Source organism: Intrasporangium sp. Soil_C_50 (assembly GCF_057656595.1).
The window spans coordinates 32588-56449 of sequence record NZ_JBDGKB010000013.1 but is presented as its reverse complement, the minus strand read 5'-3'; the positions used below and the strand labels follow the sequence as shown (position 1 = coordinate 56449).

22 protein-coding genes are annotated in these 23862 nt (G+C 73.0%); 6 read left to right on the top strand and 16 right to left on the bottom strand.

The annotated features are described in order from the left end of the window. Positions 1-20 precede the first annotated feature (20 nt). Together AC3A5R_RS19320 and recQ are read left to right on the top strand one after the other, a co-directional pair. Positions 21-1064: an LD-carboxypeptidase gene (locus AC3A5R_RS19320; protein WP_487622395.1), complete on the top strand. Its 1044-nt coding sequence runs from the start codon at positions 21-23 to the stop codon at positions 1062-1064. A 35-nt stretch (positions 1065-1099) separates the two neighbouring features. Continuing rightward, positions 1100-3037 carry a DNA helicase RecQ gene (gene recQ, locus AC3A5R_RS19315; RefSeq protein WP_487622394.1) on the top strand — a complete coding sequence of 646 codons (1938 nt, stop codon included), beginning with the start codon at positions 1100-1102 and terminating at the stop codon, positions 3035-3037. A gap of 13 nt (positions 3038-3050) precedes the next feature. Here recQ and AC3A5R_RS19310 read toward each other — a convergent pair whose 3' ends face one another. The 9 genes from AC3A5R_RS19310 to AC3A5R_RS19270 form a co-directional block, all read right to left on the bottom strand. After that, on the bottom strand, positions 3051-4937 hold the full coding sequence (locus tag AC3A5R_RS19310; RefSeq protein WP_487622393.1) for a Na+/H+ antiporter: 1887 nt from the start codon (positions 4935-4937) through the stop codon (positions 3051-3053). A gap of 97 nt (positions 4938-5034) precedes the next feature. Then, the gene (locus AC3A5R_RS19305; RefSeq protein ID WP_487622392.1) at positions 5035-6213 is read right to left on the bottom strand and encodes a DegT/DnrJ/EryC1/StrS family aminotransferase; all 1179 of its coding nucleotides are present in this window, start codon (positions 6211-6213) and stop codon (positions 5035-5037) included. Then, a complete protein-coding gene (locus tag AC3A5R_RS19300; protein ID WP_487622391.1) occupies positions 6210-7268 on the bottom strand; it encodes an SDR family NAD(P)-dependent oxidoreductase in 1059 nt (352 codons plus the stop codon). The genes AC3A5R_RS19305 and AC3A5R_RS19300 overlap by 4 nt, the downstream gene beginning before the upstream one ends. Continuing rightward, positions 7265-8320: a nucleotidyltransferase family protein gene (locus AC3A5R_RS19295; RefSeq protein WP_487622390.1), complete on the bottom strand. Its 1056-nt coding sequence runs from the start codon at positions 8318-8320 to the stop codon at positions 7265-7267. The genes AC3A5R_RS19300 and AC3A5R_RS19295 overlap by 4 nt, the downstream gene beginning before the upstream one ends. After that, positions 8317-9561: a UDP-N-acetylglucosamine 2-epimerase gene (neuC, locus tag AC3A5R_RS19290; protein ID WP_487622389.1), complete on the bottom strand. Its 1245-nt coding sequence runs from the start codon at positions 9559-9561 to the stop codon at positions 8317-8319. The genes AC3A5R_RS19295 and neuC overlap by 4 nt, the downstream gene beginning before the upstream one ends. Beyond that, a complete protein-coding gene (locus tag AC3A5R_RS19285) occupies positions 9558-10598 on the bottom strand; it encodes an N-acetylneuraminate synthase family protein (protein WP_487622388.1) in 1041 nt (346 codons plus the stop codon). Before AC3A5R_RS19285 ends, neuC begins: the two co-directional genes overlap by 4 nt. Before the next feature lie 106 nt (positions 10599-10704). Then, complete coding sequence (locus tag AC3A5R_RS19280; RefSeq protein ID WP_487622387.1) at positions 10705-11343, bottom strand: NeuD/PglB/VioB family sugar acetyltransferase; 639 nt, start codon at positions 11341-11343, stop codon at positions 10705-10707. Continuing rightward, positions 11340-12767 (bottom strand): hypothetical protein, encoded by a 1428-nt coding sequence (locus tag AC3A5R_RS19275; RefSeq protein WP_487622386.1) that lies wholly within the window; start codon positions 12765-12767, stop codon positions 11340-11342. Before AC3A5R_RS19275 ends, AC3A5R_RS19280 begins: the two co-directional genes overlap by 4 nt. A gap of 41 nt (positions 12768-12808) precedes the next feature. Next, positions 12809-14230: a lipopolysaccharide biosynthesis protein gene (locus AC3A5R_RS19270; RefSeq protein WP_487622385.1), complete on the bottom strand. Its 1422-nt coding sequence runs from the start codon at positions 14228-14230 to the stop codon at positions 12809-12811. Between the two features lie 31 nt (positions 14231-14261). Between AC3A5R_RS19270 and AC3A5R_RS19265 the strand changes: the two genes are divergently transcribed. The 3 genes from AC3A5R_RS19265 to AC3A5R_RS19255 are packed head-to-tail and all read left to right on the top strand — an operon-like array spanning position 14262 to position 16845. Then, a complete protein-coding gene (locus AC3A5R_RS19265) occupies positions 14262-15290 on the top strand; it encodes a Gfo/Idh/MocA family protein (protein ID WP_487622384.1) in 1029 nt (342 codons plus the stop codon). Then, on the top strand, positions 15287-16072 hold the full coding sequence (locus AC3A5R_RS19260; protein WP_487622383.1) for an acylneuraminate cytidylyltransferase family protein: 786 nt from the start codon (positions 15287-15289) through the stop codon (positions 16070-16072). The genes AC3A5R_RS19265 and AC3A5R_RS19260 overlap by 4 nt, the downstream gene beginning before the upstream one ends. Then, positions 16069-16845 carry an SDR family oxidoreductase gene (locus tag AC3A5R_RS19255; protein ID WP_487622382.1) on the top strand — a complete coding sequence of 259 codons (777 nt, stop codon included), beginning with the start codon at positions 16069-16071 and terminating at the stop codon, positions 16843-16845. The genes AC3A5R_RS19260 and AC3A5R_RS19255 overlap by 4 nt, the downstream gene beginning before the upstream one ends. A gap of 28 nt (positions 16846-16873) precedes the next feature. Here AC3A5R_RS19255 and AC3A5R_RS19250 read toward each other — a convergent pair whose 3' ends face one another. After that, on the bottom strand, positions 16874-17893 hold the full coding sequence (locus AC3A5R_RS19250) for an LLM class F420-dependent oxidoreductase (RefSeq protein WP_487622381.1): 1020 nt from the start codon (positions 17891-17893) through the stop codon (positions 16874-16876). A 95-nt stretch (positions 17894-17988) separates the two neighbouring features. Here AC3A5R_RS19250 and AC3A5R_RS19245 point away from each other — a divergent pair, with 95 nt between their 5' ends. Then, positions 17989-18447, top strand: coding sequence for a CoA-binding protein (locus AC3A5R_RS19245; RefSeq protein ID WP_487622380.1), 459 nt, complete (start codon positions 17989-17991; stop codon positions 18445-18447). A 102-nt stretch (positions 18448-18549) separates the two neighbouring features. Here AC3A5R_RS19245 and purE read toward each other — a convergent pair whose 3' ends face one another. The 6 genes from purE to AC3A5R_RS19215 all read right to left on the bottom strand — a co-directional run bounded on the left by purE (position 18550) and on the right by AC3A5R_RS19215 (position 23808). Further along, entirely contained in the window at positions 18550-19044 is a 495-nt protein-coding gene (gene purE / locus AC3A5R_RS19240) for a 5-(carboxyamino)imidazole ribonucleotide mutase (protein ID WP_487622457.1), read from the bottom strand. Between the two features lie 64 nt (positions 19045-19108). Then, positions 19109-20308 carry a 5-(carboxyamino)imidazole ribonucleotide synthase gene (locus AC3A5R_RS19235; protein WP_487622379.1) on the bottom strand — a complete coding sequence of 400 codons (1200 nt, stop codon included), beginning with the start codon at positions 20306-20308 and terminating at the stop codon, positions 19109-19111. Positions 20309-20333: 25 nt separating this feature from the next. After that, a complete protein-coding gene (locus tag AC3A5R_RS19230; RefSeq protein WP_487622378.1) occupies positions 20334-20978 on the bottom strand; it encodes a GtrA family protein in 645 nt (214 codons plus the stop codon). Positions 20979-21058: 80 nt separating this feature from the next. Beyond that, positions 21059-22087, bottom strand: coding sequence for a sensor histidine kinase (locus AC3A5R_RS19225; protein WP_487622377.1), 1029 nt, complete (start codon positions 22085-22087; stop codon positions 21059-21061). A 1-nt stretch (position 22088) separates the two neighbouring features. Next, positions 22089-22766, bottom strand: a complete 678-nt coding sequence (locus AC3A5R_RS19220; RefSeq protein ID WP_487622376.1) for a response regulator transcription factor — start codon at positions 22764-22766, stop codon at positions 22089-22091. Positions 22767-22965: 199 nt separating this feature from the next. Continuing rightward, the gene (locus AC3A5R_RS19215; protein WP_487622375.1) at positions 22966-23808 is read right to left on the bottom strand and encodes an enoyl-CoA hydratase-related protein; all 843 of its coding nucleotides are present in this window, start codon (positions 23806-23808) and stop codon (positions 22966-22968) included. Positions 23809-23862 lie beyond the last annotated feature (54 nt).

Here is a 23862-nt window from a genome sequence, read left to right as displayed (position 1 = left end):
CGGCTGGCACCATGTCGGCCATGCCGATCCGCTACCCCGCTCCCCTGTGCCCCGGCGACCGGATCGGCGTGACGTCGCCGAGCTCCGGCGTGTCCGACGCCCTCCGGGGTCGGTTCGACCACGCCGTCCATTGCCTGCGCGACCGCGGTTTCGACGTCGTCGTCGGTGAGCTCAACCACGCCCCGAGCCACGTGAGCGGCCCCCGCGAGGCGCGCGCCGCCGAGCTCATGGCGATGCTGCTCGACCCGACGATTCGCGCGGTCGTACCGCCGTGGGGCGGCGAGACCGGCATCGACCTGCTCGACCTGCTCGACCTCGACGCCGTGGCCGCCGCCGAGCCGACGTGGTGCGTGGGCTTCTCCGACACGTCGACGTGGCTGACGCCGCTCACCCTCACCACGGGCATCGCGACGATCCACGGACAGAACCTCATGGACACCCCGTACGAGCTGCCCGCCGGCATCCTCCACTGGGTCGACGTCGCGGCGGCGACGCCGGGCGACGAGCTGGCGCAGCGCTCCCCCGGCCGGTTCCGCTCCAGCGGCTGGGACGACTACGCCGGCAACCCCACGGTCTCGCAGATGACCCTCGACGGACGCGGCACGTGGACCCGCATCGACCCCGGGCACGAGGGCGAGTCCGCACGCTTCTCCGGACGCCTCGTCGGCGGCTGTGTCGAGACGATCAGCTTCCTCGCCGGCGGCACGTACGGCGACGCCAACGCCTTTGCGGCACAGCACGCCCCGGACGGGCTCGTCGTCCTGCTCGACATCGCGGAGTGGGCTTCCTACGACATCTGCCGCGCGCTGCACGCGATGCGCCTGCGCGGCTTCTTCGACGCTGCGAACGGCGTCCTCGTGTCACGCACCAACGCGCCCGAGTCGAACGGTTTCACGCAGCACGACGCCGTCCGCGACGCCCTCGGCATGCTGGGCCTGCCGATCATCGCCGACGTCGAGTGCGGTCACGTCGCGCCGTTCTTCGCGCTCGTGCAGGGCGCCACGACGACCGTGGCGCACGACCCGTCGACGGGCACGAACACGGTCACGCAGCGTCTCACCTGAGGCCGGTCGGCAGTGACGGGTACGCTCGCCGGGTCATGGAGAAGCAGCTGGTCGGGTCCGAGCTCGAGGTCGTCGATGCCGAGGTGACGGGCGAGGCACCCGTCGCGGCGGACGAGCGCCCGCGCGACGACGGCGCCGCAGGCCGCGTGCTGCACGACGTCTTCGGTTTCAGCTCGTTTCGCGGCGCCCAGCTGGCCATCGTCGACCGCGTCGTCGCGGGGCACGACACCGTCGTCCTGATGCCCACCGGGGGCGGCAAGTCCCTGTGCTACCAGCTGCCCGCACTCGTGCGGCCCGGCGTCGGCATCGTCGTCTCGCCGCTCATCGCGCTCATGCACGACCAGGTCGAGGCGCTGCGCCTGCTCGGTGTGCGAGCGGCCTTCTGGAACTCCACGTCGTCCGCCGAGGAGTCCGACGCCGTCCGCCGGGATGTGCGCGACGGCCGCCTCGACCTGCTCTACGTGGCGCCCGAGCGCCTGCTCATGCCGTCGTTCCAGAGCCTGCTCGACGACGCGGCCGCGGGCGCCGGCATCGCACTCTTCGCCATCGACGAGGCGCACTGCGTGTCGCAGTGGGGCCACGACTTCCGGCCCGAGTACCTCCGCATCGCGGAGGTCACTGCCCGGTTCCCCGGCGTGCCGCGCATCGCGCTGACCGCCACCGCCGACGCGCTCACCCGCCGCGAGATCCACCAGCGGCTGCGCCTCGACGGCGCCGCGGAGTTCGTCTCGAGCTTCGACCGCCCCAACATCCGTTACGTCGTCGAGGAGAAGAGCGACGCTCGAGCCCAGCTGTTGCGTTTTCTAGAGGGCGGGAACGACGGTGCGGGCTTCCGCGGCTCCGCCGGCATCGTCTACTGCCAGTCGCGCAAGCGCACCGACGAGATCTCGACGTTCCTGCGCCAGCAGGGCTACGACGCGATCGCCTACCACGCCGGCCTGCCCAACGAGGCGAGGGCCGCCGCCCAGCAACGGTTCCGTCGTGACGAGGGCGTGATTGTCGTGGCGACCATCGCCTTCGGCATGGGCATCGACAAGCCCGACGTGCGCTTCGTCGCGCACGTCGACCTCCCGAAGAGCCTCGAGGGCTACTACCAGGAGACCGGGCGGGCCGGCCGCGACGGCGAGCCTGCAGTGGCGTGGATGGCCTACGGCCTGGCCGACGTCGTGCAGCAGCGCTCGTTCATCATGAGGTCCGACGGCAGCCCCGAGCACCAGCGCGTCGACTCGATGAAGCTCGACTCCATGCTCGCGTACGCCGAGGCCTCCTCGTGCCGTCGGCGTCTGCTGCTGGCCTACTTCGACGAGGAGTCCGGCGACTGCGGCAACTGCGACACGTGCTCGGAGCCGCCACAGCTGTGGGACGCCACCGTGCCCGCGCAGAAGGTGCTCTCGGCCGTGATCCGCACCGGTCAGCGCTTCGGCGCCGGGCACGTCATCGACGTGCTGCTCGGCAAGCGCACGGACAAGGTCGTGAGCTGGGAGCACGATCAGCTGCCGACCTTCGGGGTGGGCAGCGACCTCGCCGACCGCGAGTGGCGCTCAGTCATACGCCAGCTCGTCGCTCGCGCGGTGCTCGTGCCGGACCCGGGCCGGATGGGCGCCCTCACCATCTCGCAGGAGGCTCGTCCGATCCTCGACGGCGTCGAGAAGGTCGAGCTGCGCCGGCTCTCGGCCCTGCCGGCACGCAGCCGTTCGTCGTCGGGCTCGCGCTCGAGCAGGGGCGCGACCGAGGCCGGGGTCGGCCCGGCCGACCGGGCGCTCTTCGAGCTGCTGCGCAGCGAGCGCCGGTCGATCGCCGACGCCGAAGGCGTGCCGGCCTACGTCGTGCTGCCCGACCGCACGCTGTGGGAGCTGGTGAATGCCCGACCGAGCAGCAAGGCCGCGCTGCTCACGGTGAACGGCATCGGGCCGGTCAAGGCGGAGAAGTACGGCGCCGCGTTCCTGAGCCTGCTGGCCGGGCACGCCGGCTGAACCACCCGCGGCATCAGCCGACGACCTCGTCGACGAAGCACCAGCGCCACGTCTCCCCCGGCTCGATCGAGCGCATGACCGGGTGCTGCGTCTCGTGGAAGTGCGCCGTCGCGTGCTTGAACTCCGAGGAGTCGCAGCAGCCGACGTGCCCGCACTGGAGGCACAGGCGCAGGTGCACCCACGTCGTGCCGTTGCGCAGGCACTCCTCGCAGCCCTCGGGCGTGCGAGGCTCGGCGCACGAGTCGGTGTCCTCCAGGTGCTCGCACGGGGCCTCGATGGTCTCCACGGGCAACATCTCGCTCTCTGCCAGTCGTTCCTGCTGGTCGTCGATGCGCTCGAGCATCGTCTCCTCGAGGTCAAGCGCGCCCAGGACGACGCGGAGCACCGCTTGGTCGGCGCGGCCCTCGTCGCGCAGGCGCAGCACCTCGTCGCGCTCGGCCTGCAGCATCGCCATCCGGGCGCGCACGTACCGCTCGCTCGGCGTCTCGACGACGTCCACGCCGCGGGGGCCGAGGCGCTCCCACATCTGGTTGAGCCGGTCGTCGGCGCGCTCGCGCAGCGTCGCGCGGGTCACCTCGTCGACGTCGGGCATGGCGTCGAGCGCGTCGAGCCCGGCTCGCGTCGCGGCCTGGAGCACGGTCGCCGCCTGCAGCGCGTCCTCCCGCGGGTCCGGTCCGCGCACCCCGAGCCGACGCGCGAGGCCGGGGAGCGTCGTGCCCTGGATGAGCAGCGTCCCCACGGTGACGACGACCGCGACGAGCACGAGCACCTCCCGGTGCGGCGTCTGTGGCGGCAGCAGCAGGGCTGCCGCCAGCGTCACGACGCCGCGCATGCCGGCCCACGACAGGACGGCCGTGTGCGACCACGGCGACGGCGCCTCGAGCCGCAGCACGGTGGCCTTGAGCCATCGGAACGGGAAGATCCACACCGGTCGGGCGAGGAGCACGACGAGGAGCGTCCCGAAGGCCGCCCAGGCGATGGTGCCCCACGACAGCGTCGAGGCGCGCACCTTCTCGATGACGTAGAACACCTGCAGGCCGATGAGGAGGAACACCGTGTTCTCGAGGAGGAACTGGATCGAGCCCCAGTTGATCCGCTCGGCGAGGCGTGAGGCCCCGGTCTGCGACCGGGGCGAGCGGTGGCCGAGGACGAGCCCGGCGGTGACGACGGCGATGACGCCCGATGCGTGCAGCTCTTCCGCCGGCACGTAGGCGGCGAACGGCACCATGAACGACAGGACCGTGTCGAAGGCCGGCTCGGTGGAGAACCATCTGCGCAGCCACACGACGACGAGCGACACGACGAACCCGATCGCGGCCCCGCCGACCGACGCCCAGAGGAACTGCCCGACGACGCCACCGAACGTGACCGTGACGACACGGCCCCCGGTGGCGAGCCCGGCCGCGGCGAGCGCGGTGCTCAGCGCGACGAGGGCGGTCGCGTCGTTGACGAGGGACTCGCCCTCGAGGATGGTCACGAGGCGGCGGGGCAGCCCGATCTGACGCCCCACCGCGGTGGCTGCCACGGCGTCGGGCGGCGCGACGACCGCGCCGATGGCGAAGGCCACCGCGAAGGCGAGGCCGAGCACCTGCTGCAGGAAGAGCGCCACGACGAGGGCGGTGAATAGCACGAGGCCGACCGAGAGCGACAGGATCGTGCCCTTGTACGTACGGACGTCGACGAGCGAGGTCTGGATCGCGGCGGCGTAGAGCAGCGGCGGCAGGATGCCGAGGAGCACCACCTCGGGCGTCAGGACGACCTGCGGGACGAACGGCAGGTAGGACCCGAGGATGCCCACGAGGATGAGGACGAGGGGGGCGGGCAGGCGCAGCCGGTCGGCCAGCCACGCCCCGCCGAGGACGGTCGCGGCGATCGCCAGCAACCCGGTCGCGATCTCCACCGGGCCATCCTGCCAACAACCCGCCCCCAGCGGGACCCCGGCCCGACCCGTGGGCCGACCCGGCCGGCGAAGGTGGCCGTCAGAAGTGTCAGACGCGTCAGAAGAAGGAGCGGACCGCCTCGATCACGCGCTCCTGGTCGGCGTCGGTGAGCTCGGTGGCGCACGGCAGGGAGACGCCGCGGGCGAAGAGCCCGTCGCCGACGCCCCCGCCGAGCACCGGCGCCGACGCGAACGGTGGCTGGGCGTGCAGCGGTCGCCACAGCGCCCGGGCCCCGACCCCCAGCCCGTGCAGGTGCTCGAGGAGCTCGTCGCGACCGCGGCCGTCGCCCTCGGGCATCAGCGCGGAGTAGAGCCAGTACGTCGCGTCCATCCCCTCGACGCGCGGCGGCAGCACGAGCGGCAGGTCGGCGAACGCCGCGTCGTAGCGAGCGGCGATGCGGTGCTTGGCCGCCACGAAGTCGTCGAGACGCTCGAGCTGGGCCAGGCCCAGGCCCGCCGCGAGGTTGGTGAGCCGGTAGTTGTAGCCCACCTCGTCGTGCAGGTAGCCGACGTCGGGCACCTTGGCCTGGGTCGTCAGGTGACGGGCCCGCGCGGCGAGCTCGTCGTCGTCGGTGACGAGCATCCCGCCGCCGCCGGTGGTCGCGATCTTGTTGCCGTTGAAGGAGAAGCAGCCGACGCGTCCGACGGTGCCGGTGTGCCGGCCGGCGTACCGGCCGCCCGACCACGAGGCGCCGAGCGACTCGGCGGCGTCCTCGAGGATCGCGACGCCGTGGCGCTCGCAGGCATCGACGAGCGGCTCGATGTCGGCGGGCTGGCCGAGGACGTGGACGATCTCGACGACCTTCGGCAGTGGTCGGCCCTCGGCCGCACGCCGGTCGAGCTCGCCGGCGAGCAGCTCGGGGTCGAGGTTCCACGTGCGGGTCTCGGAGTCGACGAGCACCGGGCGGGCGCCGAGGTAGGCGATCGGGTTGACCGACCCGACGAACGTGAAGTCCGAGCAGAACACCTCGTCGTCGCGCTCGACGCCGAGCAGCACCAGGCCGATGTGGATGGCCGCCGTGCCCGTCGAGCACGCGACGGCGTGCTTGGCGCCGACGCGCTCGGCGAACCGGCGCTCGAACTCCGAGACGAACGGTCCGACGGACGAGACGAAGCCGGACTCGACGGCCTCGAGGACGTACCGACGCTCGAGCTCGCCGATGTTGGGGACGGCCAGCGGGATGGTGCCCTCGGGGCCGCGGGCGCCGGGGGCGTGGGCCTCGCCGGTGCCGCTCACCGGTGGTACCGCGCGGCCGTCTCGAGGTCGACGCGGGGGCGCAGCCACTCGGCGGTGGCCGCGAGGCCGTCCTCGAGCGACACCGTCGGGGCCCAGCCGAGCACCGCGTTGGCGCGCGAGGGGTCGGACAGCAGAATCTGCACCTCGGAGTTCTCGGGACGGATCCGGTCGCTCTCGGTGACGATCTCGGCGTTGTTGTCGGTGACCTTCTTGCACAGCTCGACGACCTCGCCGACCGACACGGTGCGCCCGGTACCGAGCTGGACCGTCGTGCCAGGCTCGACGTCGGCCAGGGCCGCTCGGACGAAGCCGTCGGCGGTGTCGCTGACGAACGTGAAGTCGCGCTTGGGGGTCAGGTCACCCAGACGCAGCTCGGACGCGCCGGCGAGCAGCTGCGACAGGACGGTCGGGATGACCGCGCGCGTCGACTGCCGCGGGCCGAAGGTGTTGAACGGGCGCAGCGTCATGACCGGCGTGCCGAACGACAGGGCGTAGGACTCGCACATCTTGTCGGCCGAGATCTTCGTGGCCGAGTACGGCGACTGGCCGCGCAGCGGGTGCTCCTCGGTGATCGGCACCGACTCGGGCGTGCCGTACACCTCGGAGGTCGAGGTGTTGACCATCCGCGGCACGCCCTGGCGACGGACCGCCTCGAGCACGTTGAGCGTGCCGATGACGTTGGTCTCGACGTACGAACGGGGCGCCACGTAGGAGAAGGGGATCGCGATGAGCGCGGCGAGGTGCAGCACGACGTCGACGCCCTCGGCGCTGGCCATGACGTGCTCGGGGTCGCGGATGTCCCCGAGCACGACCTCGGCCTGCCCCTCACGGACCGCCCGCTTGAACGCGTCGGACTCCTCGAGCCAGCCGGTCGACCCGTTGGAGTTGTACAGGCAGAAGGCGCGGACCTTCGCCCCGTCGGCGACGAGGCGCTCCACGACGTTGCTGCCGATGAAGCCGTCGGATCCGGTCACGAGGACGGTCTTGCCGGCGACGGAGCCGGTGAGCGGGACGGCCTCGAGGGTCGTCGGGTCGGGGTGCTGTGCGTTGGTCACGCCTGTCCTTTCGCGCGGGCAAGGTCCGTGGGGGTGCCCACGTCGATCCAGTCGGTGGAGATCGGCCACGCAGCGACGGTCGAACCGCGCTGCAAGCACATCTCGACGAGCCCGGGCATGGTGCTCGGGCGCCCCTCGGGGAGCAGCTCGAGCGCCGAGGGCTCGACGGCGTACACGGCCGCGTTGATGTCGAAGGTGAGGGTCGGCTTCTCGACGACGCCGGTCACCCGGCCGGCCTCGCTCTCGACGACGCCGAACGGGACCTCGTGCTGGTAGGTCCGGGTGGCCATCGTGACGGCGGCACCGTGGCGTCGGTGCGTCTCGAGCAGGGAGCCGGCCTCGAACTGCACCATGAGGTCGCCGTTCATGACGATGACCGGGTCGGCGAGGTCGGGGCGGGCCGCCCGCAGGAGCGTCAGGCTGCCTGCGGTCCCGAGGGGGTTGTCGGGCTCCTCGCGCAGGTAGGACACCGTGCACCCGAGCCGGCTGCCGTCGCCCAGGTGCTCCTCGATCTGGTCGGCGAGGTGGTTGACGCTGACGTAGATGTCGCGGATGCCGTCACCGACGAGGTTGAGGATGATCCACTCGATGATCGAGCGCCCCGCCACGGTCATCAGCGGCTTCGGAGTGTTCTTCGTCAGCTCGCCGAGGCGGGTGCCCTTGCCCCCCGCCATGACGACGGCGACGTTGGGCAGCGGTGCGGCGCCGACGACGTCGGACAACGTGTGCAGTCCGACGACGACCCCCGACGCGTCCACCTCCGGCACGACGGAGATGCGCAGCGCCCGCATGAGGTCGAGCACCAGCGCCCGGGTGGTGCCGGCGTCGACGGTCTTGGGCTCGGCCGTGGCGTGCTCGAGGGCAGGGTCGTCGAGGGACGTGCCCCGCAGGAAGGCCCTGCGCAGGTCGCCGTCGGTGAGCAGCCCGGCCAGGCGTCCGTCCTCCTCGACGAGCAGGCAGACCGAGGTGGCACTGCGGTCGATGACGATCAGGGCGTCACGGATGGTCGCGGTGGTCGGCGCGCTGGTCGCACGCAGGTCGCGCGAGCTCACGGCTCTCCCCTCGGGTCGGTCGGCGTCAGGTGCGTCGGCGTGGTGTCCGCCGGGACGGGCCGGTCGGCGAGGTCGACAAACGGCTTGCGCCGCCCGCCGGCGGGCGCTCCCCGAACGATATCGACGATCCGAGCGCTCGCGTCACCCACCCCGTACGGATTGGCGGCTGCGGCAGTGCGCTCGCGCCACTCCGGCGTGAGCACGGTGTCGAGAGCCGTGGCCACTGCCGAGGCCCCCTCCTCACAGCGGAGCACGTTGTCACCGCGGAGGCGTCCCTGCTGGCGGTCACCGATGTCGACCGCGGGCGTGTGGACGGTCGCGGCCTCGATCACCCCCGACGACGAGTTGCCCACGACGACGTCGACGGACGCGAGCACCGACGGGTAGTGCCGGCCCAGGGCCTCGACGAGCGCGAAGCGTCCGGGCTCGGCGGCGGCGATCCGGGCCAGCTCGGCGAGGACCTCGTCACGGCCGTGGTCCATCCCCGGGTGGGTCGCGACGACCGTTCCGCATCGGGCCAGGGTGGCCTCTGCGGCTTCGCGGGTCCAGCGGGCCACCGGGACGTCGCGATCCGCCGTCGGCGGGTGATAGGTGAAGAGCGCCAGGGGGCGTCGGACCTCGGGCAGGCCGAGGAGGGCGCCCAGCGCGGCGTCGTCGAGCGGGGTCGCCGTAGCGAGGCGGTCGAGGCCCGGGGCCCCCGTGACGTGGACGCGCTCGGGCGGCTCCCCCATCTGCAGGAGCCGAGAGGCCGCGTCGGCGGAAGCCGCGCAGTGCTGGTCGGCGAGCTTGGAGACGGCGTGCCGGACGCGCTCGTCGACGGCGCCCTCGGTGACCTCGCCGCCGTGCAGGTGCACGATCGGGATGCCGAGCAGGAACGCGGGCGGCACCACGTAGAGCAGCTCCCACCGGTCGCCGAGCACGACGAGCACGTCGGCCCCGGAGTCGGCGAGGACGCGACCGGCCGCTCCGGCCAGGACGGCACCCTGCTCGAGCTGGGCGTCCACGGAGACGCGTGCCATGGGCTCGGCGAGTGGTGTCACCCGGCTGAGCCACTCCTGTGGTGACAGCACGGACGGCAGTGCGGCTGCCAGGTCTGCGACCGCGTACATGACGCCCGTCAGCACCTGCAGGTCGAGGTCCGGGGCCTGCGCGAGGGCCTCGAGCACCGGCGAGAGGGGGCCGAGGTCGGCGCGCGTGCCGACGAACACCGCGACGCGCACCGGCGGTGGATGCGCGGTCACGGCGCCTCGAGGTCGGCTGCGGTGATGGGGGCGCCGGCAGCGACGTCGCGCGCGAGGACCCGCCCGCGGATGTCCTCCGCCGGGCTGATCCCGCCCTCCGGCCGGAGCAGGGCCAGGTCGCCTCCCTCGAGGGCCGAGCCCGCCGTGAGGTCCGAGCCAGCGTGCCAGGAGCGGCGCACGAGCACCGCGTTCTCCTCCTCGGACGGCTGCCGCACCTTGGTGCCGTCGCCGAGGCCCCGGGCGAGCAGCTTCGTCTGCGTCACGTACTCGGCCAGCTCGTCCGGCTCCAGGCTGGCCATGTGGTCGGGACCGGGCAGGGCGCGGTCGGTCGTGAAGTGCTTCTCGAGCACGGGAGCACCGAGCGCGACGGCGCCCAGCGCGGTCGTGAGCCCGGGCGTGTGGTCGCTCCACCCGACGGGCACGTCGTGCAGCTCGGCGAGGCGCGGGATGACCCGCAGGTTGCACTCCTCGATGGGCGCCGGGTAGGCCGACACGCAGTGGAACAGAACGAGTCCCGGAGCGTCGGCACACGCCTCGACCGCGGCCGCCACCTCGGCCTCGGTCCCCATCCCGGTCGAGACGAGCAGGGTCACACCGAGGCCCGACAGCGCCCGAAGGTAGGGCAGGTTCGTCAGCTCGCCGGAGCTGACCTTGAGGGCCGGCAGACCGAGACCGACGAGCATCTCGGCGCTGTCGATGTCGAAGGGCGTCGACAGGAACGTGGTGCCCGCCTCCGTCGCGTGGTCGCGCAGCTCCTCCCAGGCGCTCCGGGGCAGGGTCAGGGCCTCGAGCAGGCTGCGCTGGTCCGCGCTGCCACCGCGGTCTCGCTGGTAGGGCGTCGTGGCGGCGGTCGACGAGACGAGCTTGTCCGGTGAGAACGTCTGGAACTTGACGGCGTCCGCGCCCGAGCGCGCGGCGACGTCGACGAGCCGGTGCGCCAGCTCGAGGTCGCCGTTGTGGTTCACCCCGGCCTCGGCGATCACGTAGGTGTCGCCGGGCGCGGGGATCGCCGATCCGGCGATGGTGACGGTGTGCACGAGGCGCTCCTGGGGTCGGATGAGGGGTGCGGGACGGCGGCCGCAGCGCCGTCGAGTGGTCGGACTGGGAATGGCTGCCCGGTCCGGGCGACCGGAGGTCGACCGACTAGGCAGGTGGACGGACGGGCCGTGCCGGGACCCCGACGACGGTAGCGCGATCGGGCACGTCGGCGACAACCACGGCCCCGGCGCCCACGGTCACCCCGACGCCGATGCGCACGCCGGGCAGGACGCGGGCACCCGACCCGACGAAGGAGTGGTCACCCACCTCGGCGGCGCCGAGCAGGTAGGCGCCGGGCGCGACGTGCACGCCGTCGCCGACGATGCAGTCGTGCTCGACGACCGCGCCGGTATTGACGATGACGGCCGTGCCGATGCGGCTTGCCGGTCCGACGTGGGCATGCTCGAGCACCACGGTGCCCGGTCCGAGGCGGACGTCGGGCGCGACGGTCGCGGTGGTCGCGACGAGGGCGCTGCCGCGCCACCCGCGCTCGACGAGCGCACCGACGATGCTGAGCCGTGGTGCGCCGGCTCCCATGGCCGGCACGGCGCCGTGGCGGCCGTCGACGGCGAGCCGCAGGCCCTCGGCGTCGTCAGCCACGAGCGGGTGCGTCCACGACGCGCCCCGCGCCTCCCCGACGACAGCCACGACCCGCTCGCCACGACGCTCGATGACGTCGACCACGGCTCTGGCGTGCCCGCCCGCGCCGAAGACGACCCACGAGCGTCCGGCAGCCTCGGTCATCCGACGGCTCTCGCCGAGCGGTGGCCGATGGATGCCGCCGCCTCCTCGAAGGCCGCGCCGACCTTTCGGATGTTCTCCGGCTCCAGCACGGCGGGCACACGCGGCGGGTCGAGCACGAGCCCCTCCCACGAGTTGCGGACGTACTCGTGCACGAACCACTCGTCGATGCGGGGCTGGTCCTCGTGCAGTGCCTCCCAACCCCGCCTCTCGACGAAGCCGGGCAGGTCGTCCGGCCGTGGCAGGTGCTCGACGTTGCCGAGCGCGGTCCACGGCATCTTCGCGCCGGAGACGACCGGCAGGCCGAGCAGGCCTGCCTCGAGACCCACCGTCCCGGTCGCGGTGACGGTGAAGACCGCCTCGCGCATGAGCGCACGGGAGTCGGCGAAGGGGTCGATCGTCGCGATGTTCGGGTGGACGTCGAACTGGGGCCAGTAGTCGGTGTCGCGGCGCCACATGAAGTGGGCGTGCTCCTTGACGGCGACGCCGATCCCGAGCGGGGCGAGGGCGTCGGCCAGGACGCGGGCCGTGTAGGCCTGGTCGCGCCACTCCTGGCCCATGACGTCGACGCTCGACTCCGGCTGCACGTGCAGCGGCATGAAGACGAACTTCTCCGGCACGGGGTCCCAGCGGCGCGTCTGGTACTCGCGGAGGTTGAGCCGGGCCTTGACGGGGTTGAGCCACGGCAGCTTCGCGTAGTCGCTGGGCTTGGGCAGCTGGAGGTTCTGGCCGCGGTCGAGGCTGAACTCGCGGATGCGGTCGGTGGCCAGGCGCCAGATCTCCTGGCCCGACTCGACCTTGAGGTTGCGGGCGAAGCCGACGGGGCGGCCCTGCTCGCTGCGCCAGGTGGAGATGAACTCCTCACCGCGGGCGATCGCATCGGGCGCATCGACGCTGCGCTCCCACAGCGTGATGCCGGTGGGCGTGCCGACGAGGCCGAAACGGTCGGACGGCAGCCGGATGCCGCGGGGCCACGCGGCCAGCCCGCCGTGGTGCGTGACGAGTCCGGCGGTCAGCAGCTCTGACACGACGGTGAACTCGGCCAGCGCGAACACCGGTCCGCGGCCCTCGATGGCGGACTCGAGCTCCTCGGCGGCGAGGTTGAGGAAGTTCATCGCGGTGTCGACGCGGTTGCGTCGGAGGGCCCGCTCGGACACGAGCAGGTCGAGGACGTCGAGGCCCACCCCGGCGGCCGCCCGCTTGAGGGCACCGTGTGGCGCGAGGCCCGACACGACATTGGCCTTGCGCGCCTCGGCGTAGGGCAGTCGGACCGTGGTGGCTCGCGGCGCGTGCCTGCGCGCCCAGGCGATGTTGGCCTCGGTGCGCAGGACGAGGATGAGGTCCTTCGTCTCGAACCCCGCGTGGACGAGGGCGGGAACGAGGAGGTCGTCGTACCCCAACCCCATGTGGACCAACGGCACAACCACGAACACGACTCCTGACGTCTGGGCGAACGAGCGACGTCAGCCTATCGGCGAACGGAACGCAGGGCCGCCGGCGCTGCCGCCAGCACGGCCACGATGATGGCGGCAGCCGCCCCGAGTCGCAGCCAGGCGCCGACGCCCTCGGTGCCGAGCAGCCCCGACGCCGCCCCGACGACCACCGACGCGCCGACGACGCCGAACACGACCGGCCGCCAGCGCAGCGTCGAGTGGCGTGCGGCGAGCCAGGACGTGGTGCCGGCGAGCACCAGGTAGGCGGCCACCTTGGCGATGGCGATGCCGACGATGCCGAGCGACGGGCCGAGCGCCAGGGCGCCGATGACGAGGACGCCCAGGGCGAGGACCGCGACCCAGGCGAGGTGCCCCGTTCGCTCGGCGTCGAGGACGGCCAGCGAGCTGCCCTGGTAGAGCATGTAGGCCGCAGCCACCGCGGTGAGCCAGCCGAGGGTGGGCACCATGGCGGCGCGGTCGAAGTCCGACCGGCTCATGAGCGACACGAGCCACGGGCCGAGCACCGCCACCCCGGCCGCCGCGGCGGCGACGAGCCCGACGAGCACGGTGCCGGTGCGCGAGGTGAACGACCATCGTCGATCGAGCGGGTGCGACAGGACGAGCGGCCCCCAGGCGTTGAACAGTGCGGTCGACAGGACGAAGGCGGTGTTCGCGAGCTGCAGCACCACCTGGTACTCCCCGGCCGCCGAAGCCCCGAGGAGCACGCTCGTCAGCACGACGTCGCCCATGAGGAGCCCGAGCATCGCCGCGGCCTGCGGCAGCAGCGGCGCGGCGAGCCGAGCCCCCGCCCGGACCCGCTCTCGCTCGGCGGTCGGCGGGAGCGGGCGGCCGAGGACGACCGCCACGACGGCCACGACGACGAGAACGCCCGCGTACGCCGTGAGGTAGGTCGTGGCGTCCGGCTGCTCGCGCGCGGCGAGCAGGCCACCGAGCTGGGCGACCACGGTCGAGCCCACCGCCAGGGCGAAGAAGCCGAGCGGTCTCATCCGGGCGCGCATCAGCGTCTGGCCGCTGACGACGACCGTGAGGGCGACCGCCGCCACGACGACGGGCAGCATCTGGCCGAGGTCGCCGTGACCGGTGGCGGCCACGACCCCGACGCCGAGTGCCCCGACGACCCCCACGACGAGCGCGAGCAGGATCATCGAGCCGGCGAGCGCCCGTGCGACCCGAGGCCCCTCGCTCCCCCGGTGCTGCTCGCGGAGGATGACCTGGGGCAGACCCGCGGACGCGAGGGTTCCGACCATCTGGACGGCCACGAGCCCGGTGGCGACGCGACCGAACTCGGCTGCGCCGAGCAGTCGCGTCGCGAACGGGATGATCAGCAGCACCCCGAGCCCCTGCAGCGCGGTGCCGGCCACGTACACCAGCGAGTGCATCGCCAGCGTGCGCCCCGTCGGGGTGGGCGCTGCCTCGGCCGCGGGAGTATCTGCCACGATGGGCAACCTACTTGACGAAGGAGAAGGCGTGACTGGCACGGTTCTCGTGCGCGGGTCCGGCTCGATCGGCACGCGTCACGCGCGGGTTCTGCGCGGTCTCGGCGCCGACGTGCACCTCTGGCCGGTGCGCCCCCGAGAGCGGGGTGGCCTCGACGACGCATCGGGCGCGGCTCTCGTCGACGACGCGTCCGCCCCCGAGGTGGTGGCGCGCGCAGGGCTCGTCGTCATCGCCACGGACACCGGCCGGCACGTGGCGGACGCCGTGCAGGCGCTCGACGCCGGGGCGGCGCGGGTGCTCCTCGAGAAGCCGGTGGCCCCCACCACCACGGACGCCGCGGCCCTGGCCGGCCATCCTCGCGCGGCCGACGTGTGGGTGGCGGCGCCCCTGCGAGCCCACGCCGCGTTCCGCAGGCTGCTCGAGCTGGTGCCGCGCGTGGGCGACCCCGTCTCGGCACACGTGTGGTGCCAGTCCTGGCTGCCGGACTGGCGCCCGGACCGCGACTACCGCGCGTCGTACTCGGCGCGCCCTGATGAGGGCGGGGTACTGCGCGACCTCGTCCACGAGCTCGACTACGCCGCGGTCCTGTTCGGCCCACCGCAGCTCGTCGGGGCCCGCCTCGAGCTCACCGGCCCGCTCGACATCGCCGCAGAGCAGGCGGCCACGCTGCTGTGGTCGACTCGCGCGGGGACCGTCACCGCGCGACTCGACTACGTGACGCGTCCTGCCTCGAGGGGTGTCGTGCTGCGCGGCCCCGACGGGGCCCTCGAGTGGACGGTCGGCACCGGCATCCTGCGCCTCACCGACGCCGCGGGTCGCGTCGACGAGGAGTCCTTTCCGGCCGACCTCGACCGCGATGTGGTCATGACGACCCAGGCCCGCTCGGCACTGGACCTGCACCCCTCGCACGATCGCGCCCGAGCGCGGGCCGCCGGTGCTCCGGCGCCGCTCGACGAGGCGCTGGCCACGCTCGCCCTCTGTGACGCGGCCCGCGACCTCTCCGCGCGCATCCCGGCCTCGGCATCCGTCGACGACGACACTGAAGAGGAGCCGTCATGAGCGACGCCCCCACGCTGCGGATCCTCGCGGTCATCCCGGCCCGCGGCGGGTCGAAAGGCCTGCCCGGCAAGAACATCCGTCCGTTGGCCGGCCTGCCGCTCATCGCACACTCGGTCCGGGCCGCGGCCCTGACCCCCGAGGTCACGCGGTGCGTCGTGACCACCGACTCGGAGGAGATCGCCGAGGTCGCGCGCGCACACGGCGGCGAGGCGCCGTTCCTGCGCCCGGCGCACCTCGCCGGTGACGACGCCCCGATGGCACCGGTCGTGCGGCACGCCCTCGAGTGGGTCGAGGCCGAGGAGGGGCGCTCCTACGACGCCGTCCTCCTCCTCGACCCCACGAGCCCCTCGCGTGTGCCCGCCCAGCTCGCCGAGGCGGCCCGGCGCCTCACCGACGACCCGGCCCTCGACGGCGTCATCGCCGTGTCCGAGCCGACGTTCAACCCGGTGTGGGTCGGCGTCCGCCCGGCCGACGCGTCGCGCCCCGACGGCCCGCTCACGCGGTTCATCGACGCCGGCACCGGCATCACCCGTCGCCAGGACGCCGCGCGGTTCCTGCGGATCAACGGCAACTTCTACCTGTGGCGGGCCGACCTCGTGCGTCGCCTCGAGGCATCGTGGTTCGACGAGGGCACGCACGCCGGGCTGGAGATCCCCGAGGCGCAGGCGTTCTCGATCGACGACGAGTACGAGTTCCGCCTCATCGAGGCGCTCGTCGGCGCGGGCCTCATCACGTTGCCCTGGCTCGACGCGCACCCCACTTCCCCGGAGGACGCCCGATGAACACCGACCTCACCGACCGCACGGCCGTCGTCACGGGCGCCGCCGGCCCGCTCGGCCGGGTGCTGTGCGACGCGCTCGCGACGGCGGGCGCGCGGGTCGTCGTCGTCGACCTCGACGCATCCGCCTGCGCCGCGGCGGCGGACGACCTGCCCGGCGCGGGCCACGTGCCGCTGGCCGCGAACCTCCTCGACCCACAAGGGCTCTCGAACGTCGTGGACGCCGTCACCGACCTCGGCGCGTGCGACGTCCTCGTCAACAACGCCGCCTTCACCGGCACGTCGGGGGTGCCGGGGTACGCGGTGCCGTTCGAGGAGCAGACCGACGAGGCGTTCACCATGGCCCTCGCGCTCAACCTCACGGCACCGTTCTCGCTGACCCGGCGCCTCGCCCCGCTGCTGCGCGCCGGAGGCCACGGCAGCGTCGTCAACGTGTCGAGCATCTACGGCCTCGTCGGGCCCAACATGGGCCTCTACGCCGGCACGCGGATGGGCAACCCGGCGGCGTACGCGGCGAGCAAGGGCGGCCTTGCCCAGCTGACCCGCTACCTGTCGACCGTCCTCGCGCCAGAGGTTCGCGTCAACGCGTTCGCACCCGGCGGCATCGCCCGCGGCCAGGACGACGCGTTCGTCGAGCGCTACGAGGCGCTGACACCGCTCGCGCGGATGGGCACCGAGGACGACTTCCGCGGCGTCGTCGCGTGGCTGGCCTCCGACGCGTCGGCGTACGTCACGGGCCAGGTCGTGGCCGTCGACGGCGGCTGGACGGCCTGGTAGGCCGCCCAGCCGGGTGGGTCGTACGTCCTCAGCCCTTGAGCTCGGGGGCGACCTTCTCCTCGAACAGCTCGATGCCGGACCGGTCGTAGGCGGCCTCGCCGAAGTAGGTGATGGCGTAGGTCATGCCCCGGGACTCCATGTCCTTGAGCATCTCGACGACCTGCTCGGGTGTGCCGACGGCCGGCTGGCGGCGCAGGCTCTCGACGTGCTCCTCGACCTTCTTGTCGGGCACGCCGCCGCGGCGGAGCAGCTCGCCGTTGAACTTGAGCCGGTCCTCGACGTCGGACTCGGTCTCGCCGATGACGACGTTGTAGTTGGCCGAGCGGACGATCGAGCCGAAGTCGCGGCCGAGGGCGGCGCAGTGGCCCTCGAGGATCTCGCTCTTGTGGTCGAAGCCCTCGGCGGTACCGTCGAAGTTCGTGTAGTCGGCGTACTGCGCCGCGATCTTCAGGGTCACCTTCTCGCCGCCGCCGGCGATCCACATCGGGATGCCGTTGTCGGGGCTGCCCGGGTGGCTCGTGCCCTGGAGCGGCCGCGGGGCGCAGAGCGCGCCGTCGACCTGGTAGTAGGACCCGTCGAGCGTGGCCTCGCCCTTGGTCCACATGTCGCGGAAGATCTGCACGCCCTCGCGCAGTGCACCGAGCCGTTCGCCGGCCTTCGGGAAGCCGTAGCCGTAGGCACGCCACTCGTGCTCGTACCAGCCGGCCCCGATGCCCATCTCGGTGCGGCCCCCGGAGATGACGTCGACGGTCGCGGCGACCTTCGCGAGGTAGGCGGGGTTGCGATAGGCCATGCACGTGCACATCTGGCCGAGGCGCACGCGGTCGGTCGCGGCGGCGAAGGCCGCCATGAGCGTCCACGCCTCGTGCGTGGCCTCGCCCGAGGGCTGCGGCACCGTGTGGAAGTGGTCGTAGACCCAGATGGACTCGAAGACGTCGCCGTCGTCGGCGTGCTTGGCGAGGTTGACCATGGCTTCCCACTGCTGTGCCGGCTCGATGCCGACGAGATCCATGCGCCAACCCTGGGGGACGAACATTCCAAATCGCATCGGGCCATCCAACCACGGGAGGCTGGACGCTCCCCTGACGTGCCCGGCCGCGCCCGGACGCGTCGGGTGCTCCCACGCGTGTGAGGATGGGATGCATGGCCCCCCACCGCAACGACGTCATCCGCGACCTGCTCCACACGCCGGCGACGTGGGCCGTCGTCGGGCTCGGCGACAACCCGGACCGCACCGCCTACCGCGTCTCGCTGTGGCTCCAGCGTGAGCTCGGCATGCGCCTGGTGCCCGTGCACCCGTCGGCCGCCAGGGTCCACGGCGCCACCGGCTACGCGTCGCTCGCCGACATCCCCGACGGCACGGTCGTCAAGGTCGTCGACTTCTTCGTCAACAGCGAGCACGTGGGAGCCGTCGTCGACGAGGCGATCGAGCAGCGTGAGCGGCTCGGCATCGAGGCGCTCTGGCTGCAGCTCGGCGTCGTCGACGAGGACGCCGCGACCCGAGCGGAGGCGGCCGGGCTCTCCGTCGTCATGGACACCTGCCCGAAGATCGAGTTCCCGCGGGTCCACCCCGGCGACGGAGCCGACGCGGTCACCGGCTGAGCCCTGCGTCAGTGCTGCGTCCCGTGCAGCAGTGACGCACGCCGTGCTGCCTGAGCGTTACGTCTGTGCTGCATCTGGTGCAGCAGTGACGGAGGCTTGCGGTCAGTCGAGGCCGCGGGCGACCTCGTCGCGCAGCTTGGCGCCCTTGGCGTGCGCCTGGTCGCGAAGGTCCTCCTGGAAGGCAAGCATCCGCTCGCGCACGTCGGCGGCCAGCTCGTCCGTGCCCGAGGCGACGATCCGGGCCGCGAGCAGGCCCGCGTTGCGGGCGCCGCCCACCGACACGGTGGCGACCGGCACCCCGGCCGGCATCTGCACGATCGACAGCAGCGAGTCCATCCCGTCGAGGTACTTCAGCGGCACCGGCACCCCGACCACCGGCAGCGGCGTCACCGACGCGAGCATCCCCGGCAGGTGTGCCGCGCCGCCCGCACCGGCGATGACGACGCGCAGGCCGCGACCTGCGGCGTCGTGGCCGTAGGCGATCATCTCGTCGGGCATCCGGTGCGCCGACACGACGTCGGCCTCGAACGGGATGCCGAACTCCTGCAGGGCTCGCGCGGCCTCTCGCATGACGGGCCAGTCGCTGTCGCTGCCCATGACGATGCCGACGACGGCGTCGCTGGCGGCGGTGGTCTGCTGCTCGCTCACGGTGTCCTCGCTCTCACTCGGTGACGGTGCCGCGCAGGTAGTCGGCGGCGTGCGCGGCCCGCTCGCGCGCGTCGGCGAGGTCGGCCGCGCTGACGTTGACGTGGCCGATCTTGCGGCCGGGGCGCACGCCCTTGCCGTAGAGGTGGACCTTGACGCCGGGGTCGCGGGCCATGATGTGGCGGTAGGCGGAGTAGAGCTCCTCGTGCTCCGGGCGGTCGCCGCCCAGGACGTTGGCCATGACCGTCCACGGGGCGCGCGGGCGCGGGTCGCCGAGCGGCAGGTCGAGAACGGCGCGCAGGTGCTGCTCGAACTGGCCGGTCACGGCGCCGTCCATCGACCAGTGACCGCTGTTGTGCGGGCGCATCGCGAGCTCGTTGACGAGGTACTGCGGGGCACCGTCGCGCTCGACCTCGAACATCTCGACGGCGAGCACACCGGTGATGCCGAGCTCGCCGGCGATCCGCAGCGCGGCCTCGGTGGCGCTCGAGGCGAGGTCGGCCGACAGGTGAGGTGCCGGCGCGAGCACCTCGGTGCAGATGCCGTCGGTCTGGACCGTCTCGACGACGGGCCAGGCCGCGGCCTGGCCGGAAGGGCTGCGGGCCACGAGGACGGCGATCTCGCGGGTGAAGTCGACCTTCTCCTCGAGGAGCAGTCCGTCCTCCAGCGGGCCGGGCCGGCCGACGTGGGCCAGCCACTCGGCGACGTCGTCAACCGACCGGGCCACGGTGACGCCCTTGCCGTCGTAGCCCCCGCGCGGCGTCTTGGCGATGATCGGCCAGCCGACCTCGGCAGCGAAGGCCGCTACGTCCTCTGCCGTCCGGGCGGCGCGCCAGCGCGGGCACGCGACGCCGAGGGCCTCGAGCCGCTCGCGCATCGCCAGCTTGTCCTGGGCGTAGCGCAGGGCAGCGGGGGTCGGGTGCAGCACGACGCCCTCGGCCTCGAGCTCGGCAAGGACCTCCTGGGGCACGTGCTCGTGGTCGAAGGTCACGACGTCGCACGACGCGGCGAAGGCGCGGATCGCCTCGACGTCGGTGTGCTCGCCGACGGGGGCGCTCGGCACGACGAGCGCGGCGGCGGCGGTGTCGCTCTCGGCGAGGACCGACAGCTGGATGCCGAGCTCGACGGCGGGGCCCTGCATCATCCGGGCCAGCTGGCCTCCGCCGACGACGCCGACGACGGGAAATCCTCCGGGGGCGCGCTTGGGCTGGCTCACGGCGCCCAAGCGTAGTCGCGCCCGCTCAGGCGCGAGCGTCCGGTCCGGCCGAGGCGGCCCGCGCGACGCCGGCGGGCTCCCCCGGCCGGTCGCCCGGCTCGGCGAGGACGGCCTCGGCATGGCTCGGGTCGGCGAGGTCGGGGTGGTGGGTGCGCACGGCGGCGAAGGTCCACATCTTGTTGAGCACGAACGACACCGGTGTCGTCACCGCGATGACGATCAGCTGGGCCCAGTAGAGGCGGGTGCGGAAACCCGTGGAGTTGTCGAACACCGTCTCCGGCAGGTGCAGCGCCGAGTTCGGGTGCATGAGCAGCGTCAGCAGCACGAGCCCGACCACCTGGGCGAGCAGCCCGACGGCGAGGAACGGCAGGTACTCGCGCATCCACCGCGCGTGCCGGCTCGTGCGGAAGGTCCAGGACCGGTTGAGCTGGAAGTTCCAGAGGTTCGCGACGAGGAAGGCGATCGTCGAGTACACGTGGTACCAGCGCACGTGGTACTCGGTGCCGCCCAGCGCGAAGATCGCCTCGTGCTCGTCGGGGCCGAGCTTCTTGACGACGATGAGCGTCAGCATGTTGACGAGCACGCCGGACAGGCCCACGGCCCCGAACCGGAAGAGCAGCACCCAGTTGTGGCGGTGGCGCACGAACAGGAAGTGGTGCAGGCGCCTCACGGGCGCACCCTACCCCGGCTTTCCGAGCGCGCCGTGACGTTCGGCGAGTCCGGGGGCCGGCCCCCGTCCTCCCAGCGGGCTCAGTCGGTCTCGGCCTCGGACAGGAACAGGGCGAACCGCGCCGGCTGGGCCTGCACGAGGTCGAGACGCCCGCCGTTGGACTCGGCGAGGTCGCGGGCGAGGGCGAGCCCCAGTCCGGTGCTGCCCCCGGCGCCGCTGCTGACGGACCGCTCGAAGATGTGCGGCGCCATCGCGGCGGGCACGCCGTCGCCCTGGTCGCTGACCTCGACGATGACCGACGGGCCGGACCGCCGCGCATGGATGTCGACGGTGCCCCGACCGTGCACGAGGGAGTTCTCGAGCAGCGTCGAGAGGATCTGCGAGAGCGCGACCGGCGTCGACCGGACGAAGAGGCCCCGCTCGCCGCGGACCCGCACCGAGCGTCGCGCCTGTTCGAAGGCCGGCTGCCACTCGCGCTGCAGCGCCGCGATGACCGAGTCGAGCGACACCGCCGGCGACGGGCCACCCGACCCACGGGCCCGCCCGAGGAGGTCGTCGACGACGCGCGTCAGCCGCTCGACCTGGGCGATGGCGATGTTCGCCTCCTCCTTGACCACCTCGGCGTCGTCGGTCTCGGAGATCTCCTCAAGACGCATGAGCAGGGCAGTGAGGGGCGTGCGCAGCTGGTGGCTGGCGTCGGCAGCGAAGTCACGCTCGGCGGCGAGCGACTTGGTCATGTCGTGGGCGCGACGCGTCATGACTCCGGACACCTCGTCGATCTCGGAGATGCCCGAGTGGACCGGGGTGAGGCGCGCCTCGCCATTGGCGAAGCGCGAGGCGAGGTGCAGCAGCGCCTGGGAGGCGTCCTCGAGGCGCTGGCGCCAGGCCCGCGTCGCGACGAAGCCGACGCCCGCCGAGACGACGGCGGCGGCGACCATCGCGGCGGCGAACCAGCCGACGGCCACGAGGGGGTCGGGGTCGAGCCACGTGGCGACCTGGTCGGGTTGCTGGGTCACGAACCACCAGACCACGCCGGTGGCGAGCACGAGGCACAGCCCGGCCGTGACCCCCACGACGACGAACGTCATCCGGTCGAGCAGGCGCCTCATCTCACTCCGCCGGGGGACGTTCGAAACGGAAGCCGACGCCACGGACCGTGGCGATGTACTGCGGGGAGGTGGCGTCGTCGCCGAGCTTCCGGCGCAGGACCGAGATGTGCATGTCGAGGGTCTTCGTCGACCCGAACCATGCGGTGTCCCAGATCTCGCGCATCAGCTGCTCGCGGGAGACGACCTTGCCCTGCTCGCGGACGAGGACCCGCAGCAGGTCGAACTCCTTGGCGGTCAGCTGCAGCTCCTGGCCCTTGAACCAGGCACGCCGGCCGTCGGAGTCGATGCGGACGAGCTCGCCGGAGGCCACGACCTCGGTGGGCGTGCGCCGCAGCAGGGCCCGCACCCGGGCGAGCAGCTCTGCGAGGCGGAACGGCTTGGTCACGTAGTCGTCGGCCCCGGCGTCGAGGCCCACCACGGTGTCGACCTCGTCGGCGCGGGCCGTGAGGATGAGGACCGGGATGGTGCGGCCCTCGGCGCGGATCCGCCGGCACACCTCGAGGCCGTCGATCTTCGGCAGGCCGAGGTCGAGCAGGACGAGATCGGGGTTCTCCTTGGCGCCGTCGAGGGCGGCCGAGCCGTCCTCGCGCACGTCGACGTCGTACCCCTCGCGCCGCAGCGCACGCGCCAGCGGCTCCGAGATGGCCGGGTCGTCCTCCGCCAGGAGCACTCTCGTCATGTCACCGTCCTCACATCGCTCGCGGCCGCGCCGGGACTGTCCGGAGTCGTCCGGATCGTCCTGGCGGTCCGGGGGTGGTCCGGGGCGGCCGTGGGCAGCCTATCGACAACCGGACGATTCGCACTCGCACACACCCGTCGACGCTCCGCGGCGGGACCAGCGGGCACCTTCCCGGCCCGCGTCCGGGTCAGCGTCCGGGTCAGCGCCCGGGCCACTCCGGGCGCCGCTTCTCGGCGAAGGCGGCCACGCCCTCGCGGCGGTCGCCGGAGAAGGCGGTGGCCCGCCAGCACGCGTCCTCGATCTCGAGACCGGCCGCGAGGTCGACGTCGGCGCCGAGGCGCATGGCCCGCTTGGCGTTGCGCAGCCCGACGGGCGAGTTGGCCGCAATGACGGCCGCGAGCTCGAGGGCGCGGTCGCGGGCCGTCCCTGCCGGGACCACCTCGTCGACGGCGCCCAGCTCGAGCGCCTCCGCCGCACCGAGCCGGGCCGCGGTGAAGATCGCCCGGGCGGCCCGGGACCACCCGACGCGGCGCACGAGCAGCTGGGTGCCACCACCGCCGGGGATGACACCGACGCCCACCTCGGGCAGCCCGACCGTCGCCGCGTCACCGGCGACGACCATGTCGCAGGACAGCGCCAGCTCGAACCCGCCGCCCAGCGCGAAGCCGTCGACGGCGGCGATGGCCGGCACCGCAAGCCCGAGGACGCCGCCGTACGCGGCCCGCGCCACCGGGCGCTGCTCCATGAGGTCGGCGTCGGTGAAGGCGTTGCGCTCCTTGAGGTCGGCGCCGACGCAGAAGGCCTTGGGGTGGCTCGAGGTGAGCACGACGCAGCGCACCGACGCGTCGGCCGCCACGGCGTCGGTGGCGGCGGCGAGCGCCCGGGCCATGTCGGTCGAGACGGCGTTCATCGCCGCGGGCCGGTCCAGGACGATCTCGGCGACGTGGGAGAGCGAGGGGTCGTCGAACCGCTCGACCCGCACGAGGGGCGCGGTGGCGTCGGTCTGGCCGGTCTGGTGGGGCTGGGCGGGCTGGCTTGTCACTGCGGGTCTCCTGGCGACGGTGCGAGGTGGGCGCGGGTGGGTCGGACGAGGCGT

Bases quoted from the DNA above. Each gene is read 5' to 3' on its own strand.
- AC3A5R_RS19250 (WP_487622381.1), bottom strand. From the start codon at position 17,893: ATGCGATTTGGAATGTTCGTCCCCCAGGGTTGGCGCATGGATCTCGTC.
- AC3A5R_RS19320 (WP_487622395.1), top strand. From the start codon at position 21: ATGCCGATCCGCTACCCCGCTCCCCTGTGCCCCGGCGACCGGATCGGC.
- AC3A5R_RS19280 (WP_487622387.1), bottom strand. From the start codon at position 11,343: ATGACCGAGGCTGCCGGACGCTCGTGGGTCGTCTTCGGCGCGGGCGGG.
- purE (WP_487622457.1), bottom strand. From the start codon at position 19,044: ATGGGCAGCGACAGCGACTGGCCCGTCATGCGAGAGGCCGCGCGAGCC.
- AC3A5R_RS19220 (WP_487622376.1), bottom strand. From the start codon at position 22,766: ATGACGAGAGTGCTCCTGGCGGAGGACGACCCGGCCATCTCGGAGCCG.
- AC3A5R_RS19255 (WP_487622382.1), top strand. From the start codon at position 16,069: ATGAACACCGACCTCACCGACCGCACGGCCGTCGTCACGGGCGCCGCC.
- recQ (WP_487622394.1), top strand. From the start codon at position 1,100: ATGGAGAAGCAGCTGGTCGGGTCCGAGCTCGAGGTCGTCGATGCCGAG.
- AC3A5R_RS19245 (WP_487622380.1), top strand. From the start codon at position 17,989: ATGGCCCCCCACCGCAACGACGTCATCCGCGACCTGCTCCACACGCCG.
- AC3A5R_RS19260 (WP_487622383.1), top strand. From the start codon at position 15,287: ATGAGCGACGCCCCCACGCTGCGGATCCTCGCGGTCATCCCGGCCCGC.
- AC3A5R_RS19225 (WP_487622377.1), bottom strand. From the start codon at position 22,087: ATGAGGCGCCTGCTCGACCGGATGACGTTCGTCGTCGTGGGGGTCACG.